At 63.7% G+C, this 17,900-nt stretch carries 16 protein-coding genes; 6 read left to right on the top strand and 10 right to left on the bottom strand.

Features of this window, described 5'->3' with window-relative positions; all coding sequences use genetic code 11:
• Positions 1-241: 241 nt before the first annotated feature.
• Genes I2I01_RS13385 through I2I01_RS13370 form a run of 4 tightly spaced genes read right to left on the bottom strand, consistent with a single transcriptional unit; the run spans position 242 to position 3,260 of the window.
• Positions 242-706 carry a hypothetical protein gene (locus I2I01_RS13385; protein ID WP_196286986.1) on the bottom strand — a complete coding sequence of 155 codons (465 nt, stop codon included), beginning with the start codon at positions 704-706 and terminating at the stop codon, positions 242-244.
• Between the two features lie 56 nt (positions 707-762).
• Positions 763-1,206 (bottom strand): peptide-methionine (R)-S-oxide reductase MsrB, encoded by a 444-nt coding sequence (gene msrB, locus I2I01_RS13380; RefSeq protein WP_196286985.1) that lies wholly within the window; start codon positions 1,204-1,206, stop codon positions 763-765.
• 21 nt (positions 1,207-1,227) lie between these two features.
• Entirely contained in the window at positions 1,228-2,757 is a 1,530-nt protein-coding gene (locus I2I01_RS13375; protein WP_196286984.1) for an NCS1 family nucleobase:cation symporter-1, read from the bottom strand.
• Between the two features lie 35 nt (positions 2,758-2,792).
• Positions 2,793-3,260 (bottom strand): hypothetical protein, encoded by a 468-nt coding sequence (locus I2I01_RS13370; RefSeq protein ID WP_196286983.1) that lies wholly within the window; start codon positions 3,258-3,260, stop codon positions 2,793-2,795.
• Positions 3,261-3,436: 176 nt separating this feature from the next.
• On the opposite strand from I2I01_RS13370, the gene I2I01_RS13365 reads away from it, so the two are divergent.
• Positions 3,437-6,160 (top strand): M1 family aminopeptidase, encoded by a 2,724-nt coding sequence (locus I2I01_RS13365; RefSeq protein WP_196286982.1) that lies wholly within the window; start codon positions 3,437-3,439, stop codon positions 6,158-6,160.
• Between the two features lie 51 nt (positions 6,161-6,211).
• Entirely contained in the window at positions 6,212-7,258 is a 1,047-nt protein-coding gene (locus I2I01_RS13360; protein WP_196286981.1) for a ferredoxin--NADP reductase, read from the top strand.
• A gap of 91 nt (positions 7,259-7,349) precedes the next feature.
• On the opposite strand, the gene I2I01_RS13355 is transcribed toward I2I01_RS13360, so the two are convergent.
• Entirely contained in the window at positions 7,350-7,934 is a 585-nt protein-coding gene (locus I2I01_RS13355; protein ID WP_196286980.1) for an HPP family protein, read from the bottom strand.
• 104 nt (positions 7,935-8,038) lie between these two features.
• Positions 8,039-8,563, bottom strand: a complete 525-nt coding sequence (locus I2I01_RS13350; RefSeq protein WP_196286979.1) for a GNAT family N-acetyltransferase — start codon at positions 8,561-8,563, stop codon at positions 8,039-8,041.
• Positions 8,564-8,755: 192 nt separating this feature from the next.
• Here I2I01_RS13350 and I2I01_RS13345 point away from each other — a divergent pair, with 192 nt between their 5' ends.
• On the top strand, positions 8,756-10,195 hold the full coding sequence (locus tag I2I01_RS13345) for an amidohydrolase (protein WP_196286978.1): 1,440 nt from the start codon (positions 8,756-8,758) through the stop codon (positions 10,193-10,195).
• Positions 10,196-10,210: 15 nt separating this feature from the next.
• On the opposite strand, the gene I2I01_RS13340 is transcribed toward I2I01_RS13345, so the two are convergent.
• From I2I01_RS13340 to I2I01_RS13330, 3 genes are all read right to left on the bottom strand, one after another.
• Positions 10,211-11,782 (bottom strand): ABC transporter permease/substrate-binding protein, encoded by a 1,572-nt coding sequence (locus tag I2I01_RS13340; RefSeq protein WP_196286977.1) that lies wholly within the window; start codon positions 11,780-11,782, stop codon positions 10,211-10,213.
• A complete protein-coding gene (locus I2I01_RS13335) occupies positions 11,770-12,717 on the bottom strand; it encodes an ABC transporter ATP-binding protein (protein WP_211537948.1) in 948 nt (315 codons plus the stop codon). The genes I2I01_RS13340 and I2I01_RS13335 overlap by 13 nt, the downstream gene beginning before the upstream one ends.
• A gap of 147 nt (positions 12,718-12,864) precedes the next feature.
• Positions 12,865-13,218 carry an ASCH/PUA domain-containing protein gene (locus tag I2I01_RS13330; RefSeq protein WP_196286975.1) on the bottom strand — a complete coding sequence of 118 codons (354 nt, stop codon included), beginning with the start codon at positions 13,216-13,218 and terminating at the stop codon, positions 12,865-12,867.
• A 379-nt stretch (positions 13,219-13,597) separates the two neighbouring features.
• Here I2I01_RS13330 and I2I01_RS13325 point away from each other — a divergent pair, with 379 nt between their 5' ends.
• The 3 genes from I2I01_RS13325 (at position 13,598) to I2I01_RS13315 (ending at position 17,299) form a co-directional block, all read left to right on the top strand.
• The gene (locus tag I2I01_RS13325) at positions 13,598-15,250 is read left to right on the top strand and encodes a M28 family peptidase (RefSeq protein WP_196286974.1); all 1,653 of its coding nucleotides are present in this window, start codon (positions 13,598-13,600) and stop codon (positions 15,248-15,250) included.
• 269 nt (positions 15,251-15,519) lie between these two features.
• Positions 15,520-16,638 (top strand): glycoside hydrolase family 43 protein, encoded by a 1,119-nt coding sequence (locus I2I01_RS13320; protein WP_196286973.1) that lies wholly within the window; start codon positions 15,520-15,522, stop codon positions 16,636-16,638.
• 238 nt (positions 16,639-16,876) lie between these two features.
• Complete coding sequence (locus I2I01_RS13315; RefSeq protein ID WP_196286972.1) at positions 16,877-17,299, top strand: BrxA/BrxB family bacilliredoxin; 423 nt, start codon at positions 16,877-16,879, stop codon at positions 17,297-17,299.
• 6 nt (positions 17,300-17,305) lie between these two features.
• On the opposite strand, the gene I2I01_RS13310 is transcribed toward I2I01_RS13315, so the two are convergent.
• Complete coding sequence (locus I2I01_RS13310) at positions 17,306-17,806, bottom strand: EamA family transporter (RefSeq protein WP_196286971.1); 501 nt, start codon at positions 17,804-17,806, stop codon at positions 17,306-17,308.
• Positions 17,807-17,900 lie beyond the last annotated feature (94 nt).

Raw genomic sequence — 17,900 nt, 5'->3', positions numbered from 1 at the left:
GGTTGCGCTAAAGAATGCCGGGCAGCAATGAAAGGAAATAGGGCATACGGATGCCGGGTCGGAGTATCCATTTGCAAAACCGGAAAAATTTAGGCCGCCTCAAGCAGGTGACGTCCTAATTTGTTCAGCCAATGGTTATTTAAGTGACTTCTATTCTTCGCAAATCCCTAAAAACACCGCGCCCAATCCGTATCGGTTGAAGGGCACTAAACCCTTAGGTGTTTTCTCACCTCATGTCAGCCTACGGTTCGTCGTCGAAATTGCGCAGCCGCTTTTTGCTGAGCTCGTAGCTCAGAATGGCGGGGATGTAGAACGTGACATCGGCCAGGAGCTTGGCCAGCAAAATACCCGCCGCAAAGTGGCCCAGCCAGCGCGGCAAATAGTACATCAGGGCCGGGCGGATGACGAGGCTGTCGAGCACTTCGGCCGCGCCAAACTCCACGGCCAGCGCCCGTAGGTTTTGGCCGAAGGTGCGCCAGGTATAGGCGTAGCCCCGCTGACGTCGCGCCCGCCGGGCCAGGCGCACGTCCTGGGCCAGCAGCAGCCCGAAGTAAGCCACGTTGCCGGCCCAGGTGCCGGCCAGGGCCGCCCGCACGCCGCTGCGCGAGGCCCGCATTACCAGCCCGGCCGCCGCCAGCGTGGCCAGGGCCGAGAGCAGCTCGGCGGGCAGGTAGCGCCGCAGCCATTCGCGCAGCCGGTGCTTCATGGCAGACAGAAAACGGGCTTGTGGAAAGTAATGATAAGTAGTGCCCAACCGCTGGCTCAATCCTGCTTTTCCAGGCTGGCCGAGTTCATGCAGTAGCGCAGGCCGCCGGGGGCGGGTCCATCGGGGAATACGTGGCCCAGGTGGCCGCCGCACACGTTGCAGCGGGCCTCCATGCGCTCCATGTTGAAGCTGGTATCGAAGAAATACGCAATAACCCCGCGACTGGCCGGCTGCCGGAAGCTGGGCCAGCCCGAAATGGCGTGGTACTTCTCGTCCGCCTCGAACAGCACGGTGCCGCAGCCGGCGCAGGCGTAGCGGCCGGGCGCGTAGGCGCGGCAGTAGGCGTTGCGGTAGGGCGGCTCGGTGGCGTGCTGGCGCAGCACGGCGAACCGCTCGGGCGGTAGCCGCGCGGCCCATTCGGCTTCAGAAAATGCCACGCGGTGGGGCGGCTCGGGGTTGCCGTATTTGGCGAAGGTGATGATGTCTTTCCAGCGCAGCATTCAGAGGCTTTGGCAAAAAACTCATTGCGCCAGCGAAGCCTCCGAAGGAGCCGCGGCCGGCTGGGGCTGGGCTGCTGCCGTTGAAACGGTAACCGCCATCCGCCCGCGCATCAGCCCCAAGTACACCACCCCCGACACCAGGAAGCCCACGAACCAGGAGTAGTTGTAGAGGCTCACCAGCGCGGGCCACACCGCTTCCTTACCCAACGCACCTACCACCACCAGGAAGCCCGGCACGTTGGGCAGCACCCCCAGCACCAGGGCCCAGATGGCGGCCCGGTTTATGCCGCCCTGGTAGGCGTAGAGGCCGTGGTACTGGTAGAGGCCCGCCAGGTCGAGGCGCTGCTTGCGCAGCAGGTAGTAGTCCACTATCATGATGCCGCCAATGGGGCCCAGCAGGCCCGAATAGCCCACCAGCCAGGTGAAAATGAAGCCCGTGGGGTCGGCAATGAGCTTCCAGGGGAAGGTGAGCAGGCCGATGATGCCGGTGAGGTAGCCGCCGGTTTTGAAGCTGATGCGGGCGGGCGAGAGGTTGGCGAAGTCGTTGGCGGGGCTCACGATGTTGGCCGCAATGTTGGTGGCCAGCGTGCTCAGGGCCACGGCCAGCATGGCGAAGCTCACCAGCAGCTTGCTGTCGAACTTGCCGGCCAGCACCACCGGGTCCCAGATGGTGTGGCCGTAGATGACAAACGTGGCCGACGTCACGACCACGCCCACGAACGAAAACATGGTCATGGAGGTAGGCAACCCGATGGCCTGGCCTAGCTGCTGGGCCCGCTGGCTGATAGCGTAGCGCGTGAAATCCGGAATATTGAGCGAGAGTGTGGCCCAAAAACCCACCATGCCCGTGAGCGAGGGAAAGAAGAACGCCCAGAACTGAGTGCTGCTCGTAAACTTGCTGGGCTGCGCCAAAATCGGCCCCAGGCCCTTGCCCGCCGCAATGGCCCACCACAGCAGCGCCAGCGCCGCTATAGGCAGAAAAAATGCCTTGAAGACGAGTAGCTTACGAATGCTGTCGACGCCCTTGTGCACCACGTACATATTCAGTGCCCAAAACAGCAAAAAGAGAAAGGCCGGCCCCGTAGCCAGGCCCCAGCTGGCCGGAAACACGGCCGGCAGTGTGGCCAGCGAGGGCACCCACAGCACCGCCATCTGGTAGAGCGCGTAGCCGCCTATCCAGGTCTGAATGCCGAACCAGCCGCAGGCGATGACGGCTCGCAGCAACGCCGGCACGTTGGCCCCGCGCACCCCGAAGCTGGCCCGCGCAAACACCGGGAACGGAATGCCATACTGCGCGCCCGCCCGGCCATTGAGCAGCATGGGCACCAGCACAATGGTATTGCCCAGGAAGATGGTGAGCAGGGCCTGCCACCAGTTCATGCCGCCCTCGATGAGTGAGCTGGCCAGCATGTAGGTGGGGATGCACAAACTCATGCTTACCCAGAGCGCGGCGTAGTTGCCGGTGCCCCAGGTGCGCTCGGCGGGTAGCACGGGCGCCAGGTCGGGGCTGGTGAGGCCGGCATCGGGGGCGGTTGCGGTAGCGGTGTCCATGGCGGTTGAGAGCAAAGAAGTTACCGGAAAATGGTCTAGTGCTTTTCGGCTGCCGCGCGGCGCTGGCGCCGCACGGTTTCGGCTTGGTAAAAGGAGGCCTCGTCGGCGTAGGCGTCGACGGCCCAGCTGGGGCGGTCGCGCGCAATGAGCTCGCGCGAGCTTTGGAGCATGGCCCAGGTTTCGGCGGTGCCCAGGGCGCTGGTGGAGTCTGCCAAGAGCGCCGCCTGGCACTGCTGCAGCAACGATTCCTGGTAGGCAATCTGGGGGCCGCCGGGGCCTTTGAGCTTGCTGGAAGGTGTGCGCTTCTGGTAGTAGGAGGCGCCGTGGTAGGTAGCGGTTGTCACGTAGCGGTCGGAAGAAGCGTCCTGGTGCTTGCGGTTGCCCGCCACGGCGGCATCAACGCCCAGCCGCGTGCCCAGCGAAATGGCATGGATAAGATTGGCTTGCGCCGAGGCCGCGCCGGCCGCGCCCAGCAGCGCCAACAGAAGTAGAAAGTGTTTCATACGAAGAAGTTGGATGAGCAGGAGAGGCCCGACAAGGGGCAGCCAAGATACACGGACGGCTGCAAAAAACGGCATCGCCCTATTCATGGCAGCTCGGATGATGCAGGGCGCGATAACCCGAAATCCGGCCCCAGGGGTTAGGGTTACTTTTGAGTTCTTTGACTGAGCATTTGCCGATGAATTTCCGCTTCCTCAACCACAATTCGGCTGGCGTCTTGCTGCTGGCTCTGCTGGCCGTGGCCTGCCAACGCCAGCCCATCTCGCAAACCGTGGTTTCGCCCGCTGCCCCGGCTCCGTCGGTGGTGCAAAGCGCCCTGCCACCTGTTGAGAAAGGCGTTTCGGAGGCCTTAGCCGTAGCGCGCAAGCAGCGCATCAGCCGCGTGGTTTATGACCTCAGCCTGAATATTCCGTCGGAGCAAGCCAAGCCCATTGCGGCCGAGGAAACCGTGACGTTTACCCTGCGCGACGTCGCCGGCCCGGTACAGCTCGATTTTAAAGCGCCCACCGCCAACCTGCACGGCCTCAAAGTGAACGGCCGGCCGGTCGAAATCGACCACCGCAACGAGCACCTCGTGCTGCCCGCCGCCGCGCTCAGGCCCGGCCGCAATGTGGTCGACATCAGTTTCACGGCCGGCGAGCAGTCGCTCAACCGCAACGCCGATTACCTCCATACGCTGCTCGTGCCGGACCGCGCCCGCACGGTGGTGCCGGTGTTCGACCAGCCCGATTTGAAGGCCGCTTTCAGGCTGACGCTCACCGTGCCGAGTTTGTGGCAGACAATGGCCAATGCGCCTTTGATTGACTCTCTTGAAAGACGTAGCAGCTTCTTGCCTGGAATAAAAACGTACACCTTTGGCCCCTCCGACAGCATCAGTACCTACCTGTTTTCGTTTGCCGCTGGCAAATTCAGTCGGGTAAACCGCACGATGGAAGGCCGCGCCATGAGCTTGCTGCACCGCGAAACCGACCCCGCCAAGCTGCGCTTTAGCCTCGGCCCCATCTTCCAGCTACACACCAACGCGCTGGCGTTTATGGAGCAGTACACGGGCATTTCATACCCGTTTCAGAAGTTCGATTTCGTGGCCATTCCCGACTTTCAGTACAACGGCATGGAACACGTGGGAGCCATTGATTATAAAGCCTCCACGCTGTTTCTGGACGAGGGCGCCACGCAGGACCAGGTGCTGGCCCGCGCCAACGTCATTGCCCACGAAACAGCCCACATGTGGTTCGGCGATTTGGTGACCATGCGCTGGTTCAACGACGTGTGGATGAAGGAGGTGTTTGCCAATTTTATGGCCGACAAAATGGTGGCTGCCAACGGCACTGTGGCGGTTCCGGACCCAGAGGGCAATTACTGGTTGGGCAAGCCTCTCGATGCGGTGCCACCGCCCAATCAACTTCAATTACTCAAGTTCGTCATCGACCATTACCCCGCCGCTTACGGCGTAGACCGCACCGCCGGGGCCAACCCCATCCGGCAGCCGCTGGCCAATTTGCAGGACGCGGGCTCACTCTACGGCAACATCATCTACCACAAAGCGCCCATCATGATGCGCCAGTTGGAGCGCCTGATGGGCCCCGGAGCATTTCAGACTGGCTTGCAGGAATACCTGAAGAAGTACGCCCACGGCAACGCCACCTGGCCCGACCTCATCGCCATCCTCGACGCCCGCACCCCCGCCGACCTGCAGGCCTGGAACCAAGTGTGGGTGAACCAGCCCGGTCGCCCGGTGTTCAGCTACCGCATCAGCGGCGGGCACGACCAGCGCTACGGCCTGTATGTGACGCAAGCCGCCGAGGACGGCTCCGACCGCCTGTGGCCGCAGGAGTTTGAGGTTTTGATTGAGTCGGCCAGCGGCGAGCAGCGGCAGCTCACCGTGAAGATGGAAGGGAAGGAGGTGGGCGTCCGCATCCCGTTTTTGCCCCGCCGCATCGTGTTCAATACCAGCGGACTGGGCTACGGGGTGTTTCCGGTGGCGCCGGAGTTGCCCCCGCACACACCAGCCAAGCCACTGCGGCTGGAAAGCCCGGTGGCCCGCGCCGCCAACTACATCAACCGCTACGAGAACATGCTTGCCGGCCGCAGCCTCCAGCCCCGCGAGCTCCTGTTCGATTGCCTGGCGCAGCTGTTTGGCGAAAGCGAAGAGCTCAACACCCGGCTGCTGACCACTCAGCTGGGCACCATTTTCTGGCAGTTTTTGCACCTAAGCCCCGCCGAACGCCTGAAGCTGGCCGACACGCTGGAATACGAACTGTGGCAGGCCATGGAAGATGCTCCGACGTCTGGCCGCAAGAAGCTGCTGTTTCAGGCTTACCAGCGGGTGGCCCTCACAGGGCGGGCGCAGTACAAGCTTTACACCATTTGGAGATACCAGCATCCGCCCAAAGGTGTTGTGCTGACCGAGGACGACTACACCGCCCTGGCCTTGGCGCTGGCCGTGCGCGACTACCCGGCGCCCGAGCCCATTCTGCCCCAGCAGCTGGCCCGCATCAAGAACGCCGACCGCCGCCAGCGGCTGGAATTCCTGATGCCGGCGCTGGCGCCGGACGTGGCCACGCGCGACGCCTTTTTTGCCTCGCTCAAAGACGAGAAAGGCCGTGAGAAGGAAGCCTGGGTGACGGCGGCTTTGGGCTACCTGCACCACCCACTGCGCCAGGCTACGTCGGAAAAATACCTGCCCGCCAGCCTCGATTTGCTGGAAGAAATTCAGCTCACGGGCGACATTTTCTTTCCGTATTCTTGGCTGCAGGCCACGCTGGGCAGCTACCAGTCGGCCACGGCCGCCGCCACGGTGCGCGCCTTCCTGGCCGCCCACCCCAACTACAACCCCCAGCTGCGCGCCAAGCTCCTGCAGGCCGCCGACGACCTGTTCCGGGCCGAGAAGCTGGTGCGGTAGCGCCCGGCTAACTTGCGTTGGCAAAGCCCGCTTGGGGCGTCATCCCACGCCATGCCTGACGAGTACCCCCTGCTCACCGTTGAAGCCATCGGCCAGCCCGCGCCCGGTGCCCGCACGCTGGTGCTGCGCCCCGCACCCGGCCAAGCCCTGCACTACGCGGCCGGCCAGTACCTCACGCTGGTGCGGCAGATTCACGGCCGCGAAATGCGGCGGTCCTACTCGTTCAGCTCGGCGCCGGGGCTGGGCGAGGCGCCCGCCATCACCGTGAAGCGGGTCGATAACGGCCTGTTTTCGCGCTGGCTCGTGGATGACGTGCGCGTAGGCGATGTGCTGCGCACCAGCGGCACGGGCGGCTTTTTCACCCTGCCCGCCGATGCGCAGGCCTACCAGCAGCTCGTTTTGCTGGCGGCCGGCAGCGGCATCACGCCCATCTTTTCTTTGCTCAAAGCGGCCCTGCACCAGCAGCCGCACCTGTCGGTATTGCTGTGCTACAGCAACCGCACCCCGGCCGGGGCGCTGTTTCTGGAAGAGTTGCAGGCGCTGGCCCGGCAGTTTGCCGGTAGGCTGCACCTGGAGCTGTTTTTCAGCCACGACCCCGTGCTCTATCGCGCCCACCTGCACCGCGAATTGCTGGAGCAGCTAGTAGCGCAATACGCACCCGCGCCGCCCGCGCGCACCCTGGCTTACCTCTGCGGCCCGCTCGATTTCATGCGCATGGGCACCTACGGCCTGCACGAGGCTGGCTTGCCGCTCGCGCACATTCGCCGCGAACTGTTTCAGACCGGTGCGCCGGCGCCGGCCCCGCTCGCGCCGCCCGATATGGCCGCGCACACCGTCACGCTGCAGCTGCGCGGCCAGGCGCACCGCCTCGTGGTGCAGTACCCGCACACCATTTTGCAAGCCGCCAAGCTGGCCGGCCTGAGGTTGCCTTACAGTTGCGAGGTGGGCCAGTGCGGCAACTGTGCCGCCCGCTGCACCCAGGGCCGGGTGTGGATGAAAACCAACGAGGTGCTCACCGACCGCGAGCTGGCGCGCGGCCTCGTGCTCACCTGCACGGGCTACCCCGTGGGCGGCGACGTGACGCTGCAGTTGGATTAATTTTGTGTCCTGTTATGGGTGCGCAGTGCGGCTTGATGGCACGCCATGCTTTGCCGCGCCTGGTACCACGCTCCCGAAAACGGCTATCCGCCTAGCCCACGTACCGCCGCTTCCAGATGCGGTACCAGTGGGGGTTTCGGGGGTAGTTGCGGGTAGGAGTTATATTATTGACCACCAGTGCCACAGCCAGCAGCACGCAGGCGCCCGATAGCACCGGCACCAGCACGTACCAATAGCCCAGGGCCTTAATCTGCGCCGAGCCAATGACGGCAATCAGCGCCGTGGCGCCGCCGGGTGGGTGCAGCGTTTTGCTGATTTGCATCAGCACAATGGACAGGGCCACGGCCAGCGCCGCCGCCAGCCAGGGCTCCTGAGGCAGCAGGCGTTGCGCCGTCACGCCCACTAGGGCGCTCAGCACGTGGCCGCCCACCAGGTTGCGCGGCTGCGCCAGGGGGCTGTTGATGACGCCGTAAATCAGTACCGACGAGGCGCCGAACGAGCCGATGAGCAGCGGCGCGTCGGCCGGGGCCACGTGGTAGCGGTGCAGCAGGCCAACCAGCCCAATGCCCACAAACGCGCCCAAAAACGTCCAAAGGTGTTCGTTGAAATCAAACAGGGTTTCTTCGTAGACCACCACCTTCAATCGGCGGGCGTGTCGACGCAAGCGGGTTCGCATAGCTGAAAAGGGAAGGGTGAGGGGCTGCGACAGCCCGGGCGCAAAGGTAAACTGCCCGCAAACAGCGCCCCTTTGCACCCGTCTCGCCACACCCGTCCGGCTCCTCAGGCCAGCGGCTTCTCCAGCACCAGCAAGGTCAGCGGCTGCTTGGGGATGCCGAAGCGCGGGTCGGTAGGGAAGGGTTCGGTGGCGCCGGTTTGGCGGTAGCCCTGGCGCTCGTAGTAAGCCAGCAACTCGTGGCGCACCGAAATGACGGTCATCTTGCTCACGGTGCAGCCGTGTTGCCGGCCATAGTCCTCGGCCGCCTTAATGAGGAATTTGCCCACGCCCTGCGCCTGGCCGGTAGGCTCCACGGCCAGCATGCCGAGGTACACTTTCGGGCCCGTAGCGTGCGCGTAAAAGCTGCCCAGCAGTTCGCCTTTTTCGTCCAGGCACATGAGAAAGGCGGCGCCTGGCACGGCCAGCATCTCCCGCAGCCCGTCCTCGTCAATGCGCTGGCCGTCGAGCAGGTGGGCCTCGGTGGTCCAGCCCTGGCGGGAAGCATCGCCGCGGTAGGCGCGGTTTACGAGGCGGACGAGGCGGGGGACGTCAGTGGCGGTGGCGTGGGAGAGGGAAAAGGCGGATTTCATAGTTCAAAAATAGAAGCGTCTGGCACGCGCATGGGGCTGAGCAGGGGCGGGCAGAAGCCTGGAAAGACCTTTGGCGCACGCCAAGCGCGGAGTTGCCACTGCTGCAAAGCCACGCTTATTTGTCTCAGTGACTGGGCGTAATTTCGACTTCTAACGCTACTTGCCAGGCGATTGGTCCGAAAAGAATAATCTATGAAAAAATACGTTGCCTTTGCCTTGGCGAGTGCCGCCCTGCTGCTGGCTTTCCGCCCGGCCCCACCGCCCACTGAGGGCCTTAAAGCCGAAGCGTTGCAGGATTTGCAGGCCCATTACGCCGAATACCGGCAGGCGGCCCAGCGCATCTGGGGTTTTGCCGAGGTGGGGTATAAGGAAACCAAAAGCGCGGCCCTGCTCCAGGACATGCTGCGCAAAAACGGCTTCGCGGTGCAGGCCGGCGTGGCCGACATGCCCACGGCCTTTGTGGCCACCTACGGCAGCGGGCAGCCGGTTATCGGCATTTTGGCCGAGTACGATGCGCTGCCCGGCCTGGCCCAGCAGGCCGTGGCCGAGAAGGCACCCATTGCCGGCCAGGATGCTGGTCATGGTTGCGGCCACAACCTCTTCGGCACGGCCAGCGTGGCGGCGGGCATCGAGCTGAAAAAGCTGCTGAAGGAAGGTAAGCTGCACGGCACCATCAAGGTATTTGGCTGCCCGGCCGAGGAGGGTGGCAGCGGCAAGGTGTACCTGGTGCGGGCCGGCCTGTTCAAGGGCGTCGATGCTGTGTTGCACTGGCACCCGTCGAGCGTTAACGCCACCATGGTGGGCAAGTACATCGCCAATACATCGGCCAAATTCCGGTTTCACGGCACTGCCGCGCACGCGTCGGCCGCACCCGAGCGGGGCCGCAGCGCCCTCGATGGCGTAGAGGCGATGGACCACATGGTGAACATGCTGCGCGAGCACGTGCCCCAGGAAACCCGCATTCACTACGTCATCACCGGCGGTGGCAAAGCGCCCAACGTAGTGCCCGACTTTGCCGAGGTGTACTACTACGTGCGCCACCCCAACCGCGCCGAGGTGGAAGCCGTGTTTGCTCGCGTGGTAAAAGCTGCCGAAGGGGCGGCCCTGGGCACCGGCACCACCATGGACTATGAAATCATCGGCGGCACGCACGATTTGCTGGTGAACGAAACTCTGGCCCACGCCCTGCAGCGCAACCTCGAGCGGGTGGGTGGCGTGCCCTACACGCCGGAGGAAGCCGCCTTCGGCCAGAAAATTCAGGCCTCGCTGGGGGCGCCCGCGCCGCCCGTGGCACAGGCCGCCGAAGTGGCGCCTTATACCCGCGCCGACCTGGGCGGCAGCTCCGACGTGGGCGACGTAAGCTACGTGGTGCCCACTGTAGGCTTATCGGCCGCCACCTGGGTGCCTGGCACGCCCGCCCACAGCTGGCAAGCGGTGGCGTGCAGCGGCCAGGAAATTGGCAGCAAGGGCCTGATGGTGGCCGCCAAAACCATGGCCCTCACCGGCATCGACCTGTTCAGCGACGCCGACTTGCGGGCCAAAGCGCAGGCCGAGCTCAAACAACAGGTGGGCAGCTACGTGTACAAACCTCTGCTGGGCGACCGCAAACCCGCGCTCAACTACCGCGACTAGCCGGCTGAGCCAGCGCTACTGCCGCAGGTACCCGCTCAAATCCGACACGCTGGCAATGCCCAGCGCCCGCGCCTGCGGCCCGCGCATGAGCAGGGCGTAAGTGTTGTTGAAGCCCAGCGGGGCCAGCCACTCCAGCCCGTAGCGCCGCCGAAACTCGGTCCGCACGTAGTTGAGCACCGCCGCGGGCCGGCCGCCCAGCGAGTCGACCACCGCCGGCCGGGGCTGCAACAGCACCAGCAAGCCGGTGCCAGTGTATTCGGGGTACAGGTCGATGGCGCCGCTGCGCAGGGCCTCGAAACAAATGTTGGTGGCCCCCAAGCCGGTTTTGGTTTCCACAGCCAGGTCGGTCTGGCTTCGGATGAGGGCCGCGTACATTTCGATGAGAATGTATTGCTCAGCAAAAATCTTGGAGCCCAGCCGCACCACGGGTTCGCCCGCTACGGCCGGGCGCGGGGCCCGCCACAGCCCGCGCTGTTTAAGGAACTGCGCGGCAATGGCCTTCGGGTCTTCGTGCAGGTAGTCGGCCCGGTAGTTCAGCTCAGTCATCACCGAATCGGAAATCTGGCCGTCGAGCTGGGCCAGCACGGTGCGCAGTTCGGGGTGGGCGCGCAGCAGGGCGGGGCGCACCACGGGCACGGCGTAGTAGGGCGGGAAAGCGCGGCGGTCGTCGCGCAGCACGCGCAGGCCGTAGGCCCGGATGCGCCCGTCGGTGCTGTAGCCGTCGATGACATCGACGTGGGCGTTGTGGGCCGCTTCGTACACCAGCGCGGGGGCCAGCACCACGCTGGGCAGGTGCGTGAGGCCATAAATTTTAGTGAGCCCGGGGAGGCCGTCGGCGCGGCCCACAAATTCGGGGCTGAAGCCGGCCATGAGCTTGCCCGTAGCCCGGGGCAGCAGGTAGCCGCCGGCCAGCAGCGGCAGCGCCAGCAGTAGGGCCGCGCCGGCCTGCCGCAGCCGCCGGGCGCTGAGCTTCTGCACGCCGCCCAGCAGCGCATCGAAAGCCAGTGCCAGCCCGGCCGCGGGCAGCGCCCCGGCCAGTATCATCACCGGGTTGTTGAGGTTGATGCCGCCGAAGATGAACTCGCCCAACCCGCCGGCCGCCACGTAGGCTGCCAGCGTGGCCACGCCCACGTTTATCACCGCTGCCGTGCGAATGCCAGCCATGAGCACCGGCAGCGCCAGCGGCAGCTCCACCTGCCGCAGCACCTGCCCGTTGGTCATGCCCAGGCCGCGGGCCGCCTCCACCACGGCCGGCGGCACGCCCCGGATGCCTTCGTAAGTGTTGCGAATGATGGGCAGCAGCGCATATAAAAACAGCGCACAGATGGCCGGCACCGCCCCAATGCCCAGCAGCGGAATCAGAAAGCCGAGGAGGGCAATGCTGGGTACCGTCTGCAGCACGCCGGCCCCGCCCAGCACCGCCGGGGCCCAGCGCGGCCGGCGCGCTAGCCATAGCCCCAGCGGCACGCCCACCAGCACCGCCAGCAGCAGTGAGGCCGCCGTGAGGCCGATGTGCTGCACCGTTTGTTCGCCCAGCTTGCCGGCCTGCTCGTGCCAGAAGGCGAATAGCGCGGTTAGCGTTTCCATGCGTCCTCCTCTCGTTGCAAAGCCGCGCCAAAGGCTGCCATGAGCTGGGCCACACTGAAGCGGCCAGTGGTGCCGACGGCGGTGCCCGTCAGGGTTTCCAGCGCCTCATGCACGGTGGTATGTGGGTTGGCGTCATGTAAAAATTCATTATCGAAAACATCGTCCAAAGTGAGCGTGCGCAGCTGCAGGGCCAGCCGCTCGGCCGCAAAAAAGTAGCGCACAAAATCGTTGGCGGGCCGAAACAGCAGCTCGCGCGGCGTGCCCAGCTGCTGTACCCGGCCAGCGTTGAGGAGCAATATCCGGTCGGCCAGCTCAAAGGCTTCGGCCACGTCGTGCGTCACAAGCACCACGGTTTTGCTGCGCAGCTCCTCCAACTCCCGAAACTCGCGCCGGATGCCGGCCCGCGTGATGGGGTCGAGGGCCCCGAAGGGCTCATCCATCAGCACGATGGGCGGGTCAGCGGCCAGGGCGCGGGCCAGGCCCACGCGCTGCTGCTGCCCGCCCGAGAGCTGCTGCGGCAGCTGGCCGGCATAGCGCGCAGGCGGCAGGTGCAGGCGGGTGAGCAGGGCCTCGGTGCGGGCCGCAATGGCCGCCGGGGCGTGGCCCAGCAGCCGGGGCACCACGCCAATATTTTCGGCCACGGTGTAGTGCGGCAGCAGGCCCACTTGCTGGATGACGTAGCCCATGCCGCGGCGCAGCGTTTCGGCCGGCTGCTGGCGCACATCGCGCCCGTTGATTTCGACGCTGCCGCCATCGGGCTCAATCAGGCGGTTGAGCATTTTGAGCAGCGTGGTTTTGCCACAGCCGCTGGGGCCCAGCAGCACCAGCGTTTCGCCGACGGCCAACTCGAAGGACACGTCCTGCACCACGGCGTGCGCGCCGAAGTGCTTGCGCAGGTGCGAAACGCGGATAACGGGCGGGGGAGAAGCAGGCACACGGCAAAGTAAGCCCAACCGGAATACCAGCGCCACGTCTGTCATCCTGAGCGCAGCGAAGGACCTTCTCACCTCTGTACTAATTGCCCAAATGTAAGAAGGTCCTTCGCTGCGCTCAGGATGACATGGAAGTTTCTGTTTTGCTCTCTACCAAAGCCGAATGTCCGTCATGCCGGTAGGAATGGGCGGCAATTCGCTGAAGCCCAGTACGCACCAGTTGGCCTGCACGCCGAAGGCACCGCCTTGCAGCACGTAGCTGACCCAGCGGGTCAGGACCTGGCCGGTGAATTGTTCGGTTTCGGGTTCGAATTCGCGCAGCAGCAACTGGTCGCCCACCTGAAAGCCCCGGTCGTTTTCGCGCACGTCGAAGGGTTTGGTGCCGGCCTTCACGGCTGCGAAGCAGGATGGCCAGATTTTGAGCTCGTGCGATTGACGTTGCGAGGGGTTGGAGGTGTGAAACTGCGGAACGAAAGCTTCGGGGAAAGTGAGATTCGAAGTCATGGTATGAGTTGTTTAGGGAGGGAGCGGCTGGCGGGCGGCTCACGCGGGTGGGCGGCGGGGCAGGGCTTAGGCTCCCTTGGTTGATGGCCTGTTTTCTCAAGTTAAGCAGAAAATTGAGGCCAAGTGAGTTCAACGCTAAGTAAATCAGTGTAGTTCTGGTGCAATGGCCACAGCGTAATGAGCAAGCCTACTGCCGGGGCTGCCCCATTTCGCCCTCCACACAATCGATTGGATGGCCTGCATTCGGGGCTTTGAGTCCGCGGCCAGGCCGCTCAATTAACGCCGGGCGCCGCGCATGCCGCCTGCCGTCCGGTCCGAAAAAATAACACGCGCAATGCCCGGCATGCCGTTCTTTGAAGCCTCACTTTCGAATTCATTTATGAAAGCTCTTCTCTCCACGCTTGCCTTAGGCGGCCTGCTGCTTGGCGCTGCCGCCCACGCCCAGGCCCCGCTCACCGTGCCCAAGCCCGTGACAGCCGCCCTGGAGCAGGTCAAGCCCGCCGACATCAAAGCCCACATTGCCTACCTGGCCGACGACCGCCTGCAGGGCCGCAAAGCCGGCACCCCCGGCTACCAAATGGCCGTCGACTACGTCACCCAGCAGCTCAAAAGCATGGGCGTGCAGCCGGCCGGCGAGGGCGGTACCTACATCCAGAAAGTGCGCCTGCGCCGCGCCTTCCTGCAGCCTGGCGCCACCTTCGAGGCCCGCGACGCGCAGGGGGCTGCGCTGCCCCTCACCGCTGGCCAGGACTACGTGGTGTACCCCAGCCCCGAACTGCCGGCCACCAGCATCAAGAACGCGCCGCTGGCCTTTGCCGGCTTCGGCATCAGCGCCCCCGAGCTGGGCTACGACGACTACGCCAGCCTCGATGTGAAGGGCAAGGTGGTGATGATAGTGCGCGGCGCGCCCCGCACCTTCGTGTCGACGGTGGCCTCGGCCAGCCAGGATTTAGCGGTGCTGCTCAAAACGGCCGTTAGCCACGGCGCGGTGGGCCTGCTGGTGGCCTCCACCCACGCCACGCCGCCGGCCAGCATTAAGGCCGGCACCTACAGCGTGCTGGGCGCCAACGGCAAGGTGGCGGCCTCGCGCACCTTCGCGCCGGGCAGCCAGCAACAGTTCTACGGCGCGGTGAATGCCGTGGCGCTTCAGCGGTTTTTGCAAACCGCGGCGCTCGATACCACCCAGGTTTTCGCGGCAATTAAGAGTGGCAAGCCGGCCTCGGCTGTGCTCAAAACCAACCTCACGGCCAGCGCAAAATCGACTTATCAGGACATTGAGAGCTACAACGTGGTGGGCAAATTTCCCGGCTCCGATGCCAAGCTGAAAAGCGAGTACGTGGTGCATTCGGCTCACCTCGACCACCTCGGCATTACGGCTCCGGTGAAGGGTGACTCCATCAACAACGGCGCCCACGACAACGCCTCGGGCGTGTCCTGCGTGCTCGAAATCGCCAAGGTTTACTCCAAGCTCAAGGAAAAGCCCAAGCGGAGCATGCTCTTCGTATTCATGACCGGCGAGGAGCTGGGTCTGCTGGGTTCAACCGCCTTCGCTGCCAACCCCACCGTGCCCAAGGCCAGCATCGTGGCCGACATCAACATGGACATGCCCACTATCATTGCGCCGCTGCTGAGTGTGGTGGCCCTGGGCGCCCCGCATTCCACCCTCATCGAGCCCGTGAAAAAGGCCTGCGCCTACATGGGCATCGACCTCGAAAACGACCCCGAGCCCGAGCAAAACCGCTTCATCCGCAGCGACCAGTACAGCTTCGTGACGGCCGGGATTCCGGCCCTGCACATCAAATACGGCAACAAAACCGCCGACGGCCGCAACAACCTCAGCGAAGAAGTGCAGAAATGGCGCGCCGTCACCTACCACAAGCCGCAGGACGACATCAACGGCCGCTTCGATTTTGATGCCGGCCGTAAGTACGTGCAGCTCTGTTTCCTTATCGGCTACCAGGTGGCTCAGGACCCCACGCGGCCGACCTGGAACAAGGGCGACTTTTTCGGGGTGCGCTACGGCAAGCGGTAGGCTGGCCAATTTATAAATCGAGCCCCGGCGGGACGACAATTTCTCACCAAATGTCGCCCAGCCGGGGCTCGATTTATTGCGCTGTAATTGGCCGTCTATCGGCATCGATTGCGGTAGATTCACGATAAAATGGGTTAAAAACCAATTGGTTGCGCGCGTCAAAGGCGCTTCTATATTTGCGCCCATTCCCAGCCGAAGCCTGTTCCCTTTTTATCTAGAGGAGCTCCGGCCTGGCCCGTTTCTCCGCGTTTTCAATACCCAAAATTCCCATGCGCAACCCCCTGAATCTGAAAGCTCCTGCTGCCGCCCTGGCCGCCTCGCTGGCCCTGCTGGCTGCCTGCCAGTCCACCGAAACCAAGCAGGAAACCACTGCCACTACCGTCCCCGCCGAAACGTCTAAAACCGATTCGGCCGCTGGGCCCAAGTTCCTGTCGCAGCCGCTGGTGAAGGACATTTATACCGCCGACCCTTCGGCGCACGTCTTCGACGGCAAGATTTACATCTACCCCTCGCACGACATCGAAACGGGGATGCCGGAAAACGACAAAGGCGACCATTTTGCCATGAACGACTACCACATTCTGTCGATGGACAGCGTGGGCGGCCCTGTAACCGACCACGGCGTGGCCCTGGCGGTGAAGGACATTCCCTGGGCCGGCCGCCAGCTGTGGGCCCCCGATGCAGCCTTCAAAAACGGCACCTATTACCTCTACTTCCCCGTCAAGGACAAGCAGGACGTGTTCCGCATCGGCGTGGCCACCAGCAAAACGCCGGCCGGTCCCTTCAAGGCCGAAGCCACGCCAATTGCTGGCAGCTTTAGCATCGACCCGGCCGTGTTCACCGATACCGACGGCAAGTCTTACATGTACTTCGGCGGCCTGTGGGGCGGCCAGCTCCAGCGCTGGCAAAAAGGCACTTACGACGCCAACGCTCCCGAAAAAGAGCCCAGCGGCGACGTGCCCGCCCTCAGCGCCCGCGTGGGCCAGCTGTCGGCCGACATGAAGCACTTCGATGGCCCGGTACAGGACGTGAAAATCCTCGACGAAGCCGGCAAGCCCCTGCTGGCCAGCGACACCAAGCGCCGCTTCTTCGAGGGCAGCTGGATGCACAAGTACAACGGCAAATACTACTTCTCTTACTCTACCGGCGACACCCACCTGCTGGTGTACGCTGTGGGCGACAAGCCCACCGGCCCCTTCACCTACAAAGGCGTCATCATGGAGCCCGTGCAGGGCTGGACCACCCACCATTCCATCATCGAGGTGAAAGGCAAGTGGTACATCTTCTACCACGATACCCAGTTGAGCGGCAAAACCTGGCTGCGCAACATCAAAGTGACGGAGCTGAAGCGCAAGGCCGATGGCAGCATCGAGACGATAGTGCCGTAGGGCGCACTGAAAAGAAACTCAAACCGTCATGCCGAGCGTAGCCGAGGCATCTCGCGTGCTGTAGTAACTCCTAACGTCAGGATTACTTCGGCACGCGAGATGCCTCGGCTACGCTCGGCATGACGTTCTTTCACTAGCTGCTATACCTCCGAAACTTTCCACCGGCCTCATTGCTTTAAGCATTCGTATTTTTGCATCCTCATGCGGCCGCGCCGCTTTTTTATAAATCATTACGACAATGGCAGTTTATCCCGAATACATGGTGGCGCCCATCCGCCAAGACCTCACCGAGGTTGGTTTTGAGCAGCTGATGACCCCCGAGGAAGTAGAATCGGCCCTGGCCGACAAAGAAGGCACCGTGCTGGTGGCCGTGAACTCGGTGTGCGGCTGCGCCGCCGCCAAGGCCCGCCCCGCCCTGAAAATGGCTCTGGCCAGTGCCGACAAAAAGCCAGGCAAACTCGTGACCGTTTTCGCCGGCATGGAAACCGACGCCGTGGCCAAGATGCGCGAGCACCTGCTCCCGTACCCTCCTTCCTCGCCCTGCATCGCCCTGTTCAAAGACGGCGAGCTGGTGCACATGATTGAGCGCTACCACATCGAAGGTTCCGACGCCATGCGCATCGTGAACAACCTGCAAGGCGCGTTCGAGGAGTATTGCTAGTCAGTCCTAAGCCCTCGGCTTGGATTCGTAGATGGTCGTCCCGGTTTCGGGGCGACCATCTTTTTTATTATCCGTTGGCTTCTCAGCCGGCTTGGCGAAGGCAATAAGCAAGGCGCCGCCCGCCATGAGGGCCGCGCCCAGCATCACCTGCCACGTCAGCTTCTCCTTGAGGAAAATGGCGGCCAGCGTTACCGAAAACACCAAGGCTACATTGGTGAGCGGCGACACCCGTGAGGCATCGCCGAGCGAGAGCGCCCGAAACGACAGCAGCGATGACGTGGCCGTAAGGACGCCCGCCGCAATCAGAAATATCCAGCTTTTGCGCTCAATCTTGCCCAGGTCGGGGAGCAGGTTCTGCCACAGCACCGTACCCCATGAAACAATGATGATGAGCACGGCCTGAATGGCGAAAGCCAGGCTGGGCGGCACGTTCTTGATGCCGGCTTTCGACAAGGTGACCACCGTAGCCGACACCAATGCCGCCAGCAAAGCAAAAACAACCCACATATATAATTTGCTAAGTGTTTGCCAAGCAGCACGCTAAGCATCTCTGGCAATACGCGGCGATGGGCCTAGAGTTCGACGCACTTGTGCTGCCGAA

This window comes from Hymenobacter properus (assembly GCF_015694735.1).
GTDB classification, from domain to species: Bacteria; Bacteroidota; Bacteroidia; order Cytophagales; family Hymenobacteraceae; genus Hymenobacter; species Hymenobacter properus.
Note: the sequence above shows the minus strand (reverse complement) of the source record. Positions and strands in the feature narration are given on the sequence as shown.

Excerpts from the sequence above, each read along its gene's own strand:
- I2I01_RS13385 (WP_196286986.1), bottom strand. The coding sequence starts at position 706 with ATGAAGCACCGGCTGCGCGAATGGCTGCGGCGCTACCTGCCCGCCGAG.
- msrB (WP_196286985.1), bottom strand. The coding sequence starts at position 1,206 with ATGCTGCGCTGGAAAGACATCATCACCTTCGCCAAATACGGCAACCCC.
- I2I01_RS13375 (WP_196286984.1), bottom strand. The coding sequence starts at position 2,757 with ATGGACACCGCTACCGCAACCGCCCCCGATGCCGGCCTCACCAGCCCC.
- I2I01_RS13370 (WP_196286983.1), bottom strand. The coding sequence starts at position 3,260 with ATGAAACACTTTCTACTTCTGTTGGCGCTGCTGGGCGCGGCCGGCGCG.
- I2I01_RS13365 (WP_196286982.1), top strand. The coding sequence starts at position 3,437 with ATGAATTTCCGCTTCCTCAACCACAATTCGGCTGGCGTCTTGCTGCTG.
- I2I01_RS13360 (WP_196286981.1), top strand. The coding sequence starts at position 6,212 with ATGCCTGACGAGTACCCCCTGCTCACCGTTGAAGCCATCGGCCAGCCC.
- I2I01_RS13355 (WP_196286980.1), bottom strand. The coding sequence starts at position 7,934 with ATGCGAACCCGCTTGCGTCGACACGCCCGCCGATTGAAGGTGGTGGTC.
- I2I01_RS13350 (WP_196286979.1), bottom strand. The coding sequence starts at position 8,563 with ATGAAATCCGCCTTTTCCCTCTCCCACGCCACCGCCACTGACGTCCCC.
- I2I01_RS13345 (WP_196286978.1), top strand. The coding sequence starts at position 8,756 with ATGAAAAAATACGTTGCCTTTGCCTTGGCGAGTGCCGCCCTGCTGCTG.
- I2I01_RS13340 (WP_196286977.1), bottom strand. The coding sequence starts at position 11,782 with ATGGAAACGCTAACCGCGCTATTCGCCTTCTGGCACGAGCAGGCCGGC.
- I2I01_RS13330 (WP_196286975.1), bottom strand. The coding sequence starts at position 13,218 with ATGACTTCGAATCTCACTTTCCCCGAAGCTTTCGTTCCGCAGTTTCAC.
- I2I01_RS13325 (WP_196286974.1), top strand. The coding sequence starts at position 13,598 with ATGAAAGCTCTTCTCTCCACGCTTGCCTTAGGCGGCCTGCTGCTTGGC.
- I2I01_RS13320 (WP_196286973.1), top strand. The coding sequence starts at position 15,520 with ATGCGCAACCCCCTGAATCTGAAAGCTCCTGCTGCCGCCCTGGCCGCC.
- I2I01_RS13315 (WP_196286972.1), top strand. The coding sequence starts at position 16,877 with ATGGCAGTTTATCCCGAATACATGGTGGCGCCCATCCGCCAAGACCTC.
- I2I01_RS13310 (WP_196286971.1), bottom strand. The coding sequence starts at position 17,806 with ATGTGGGTTGTTTTTGCTTTGCTGGCGGCATTGGTGTCGGCTACGGTG.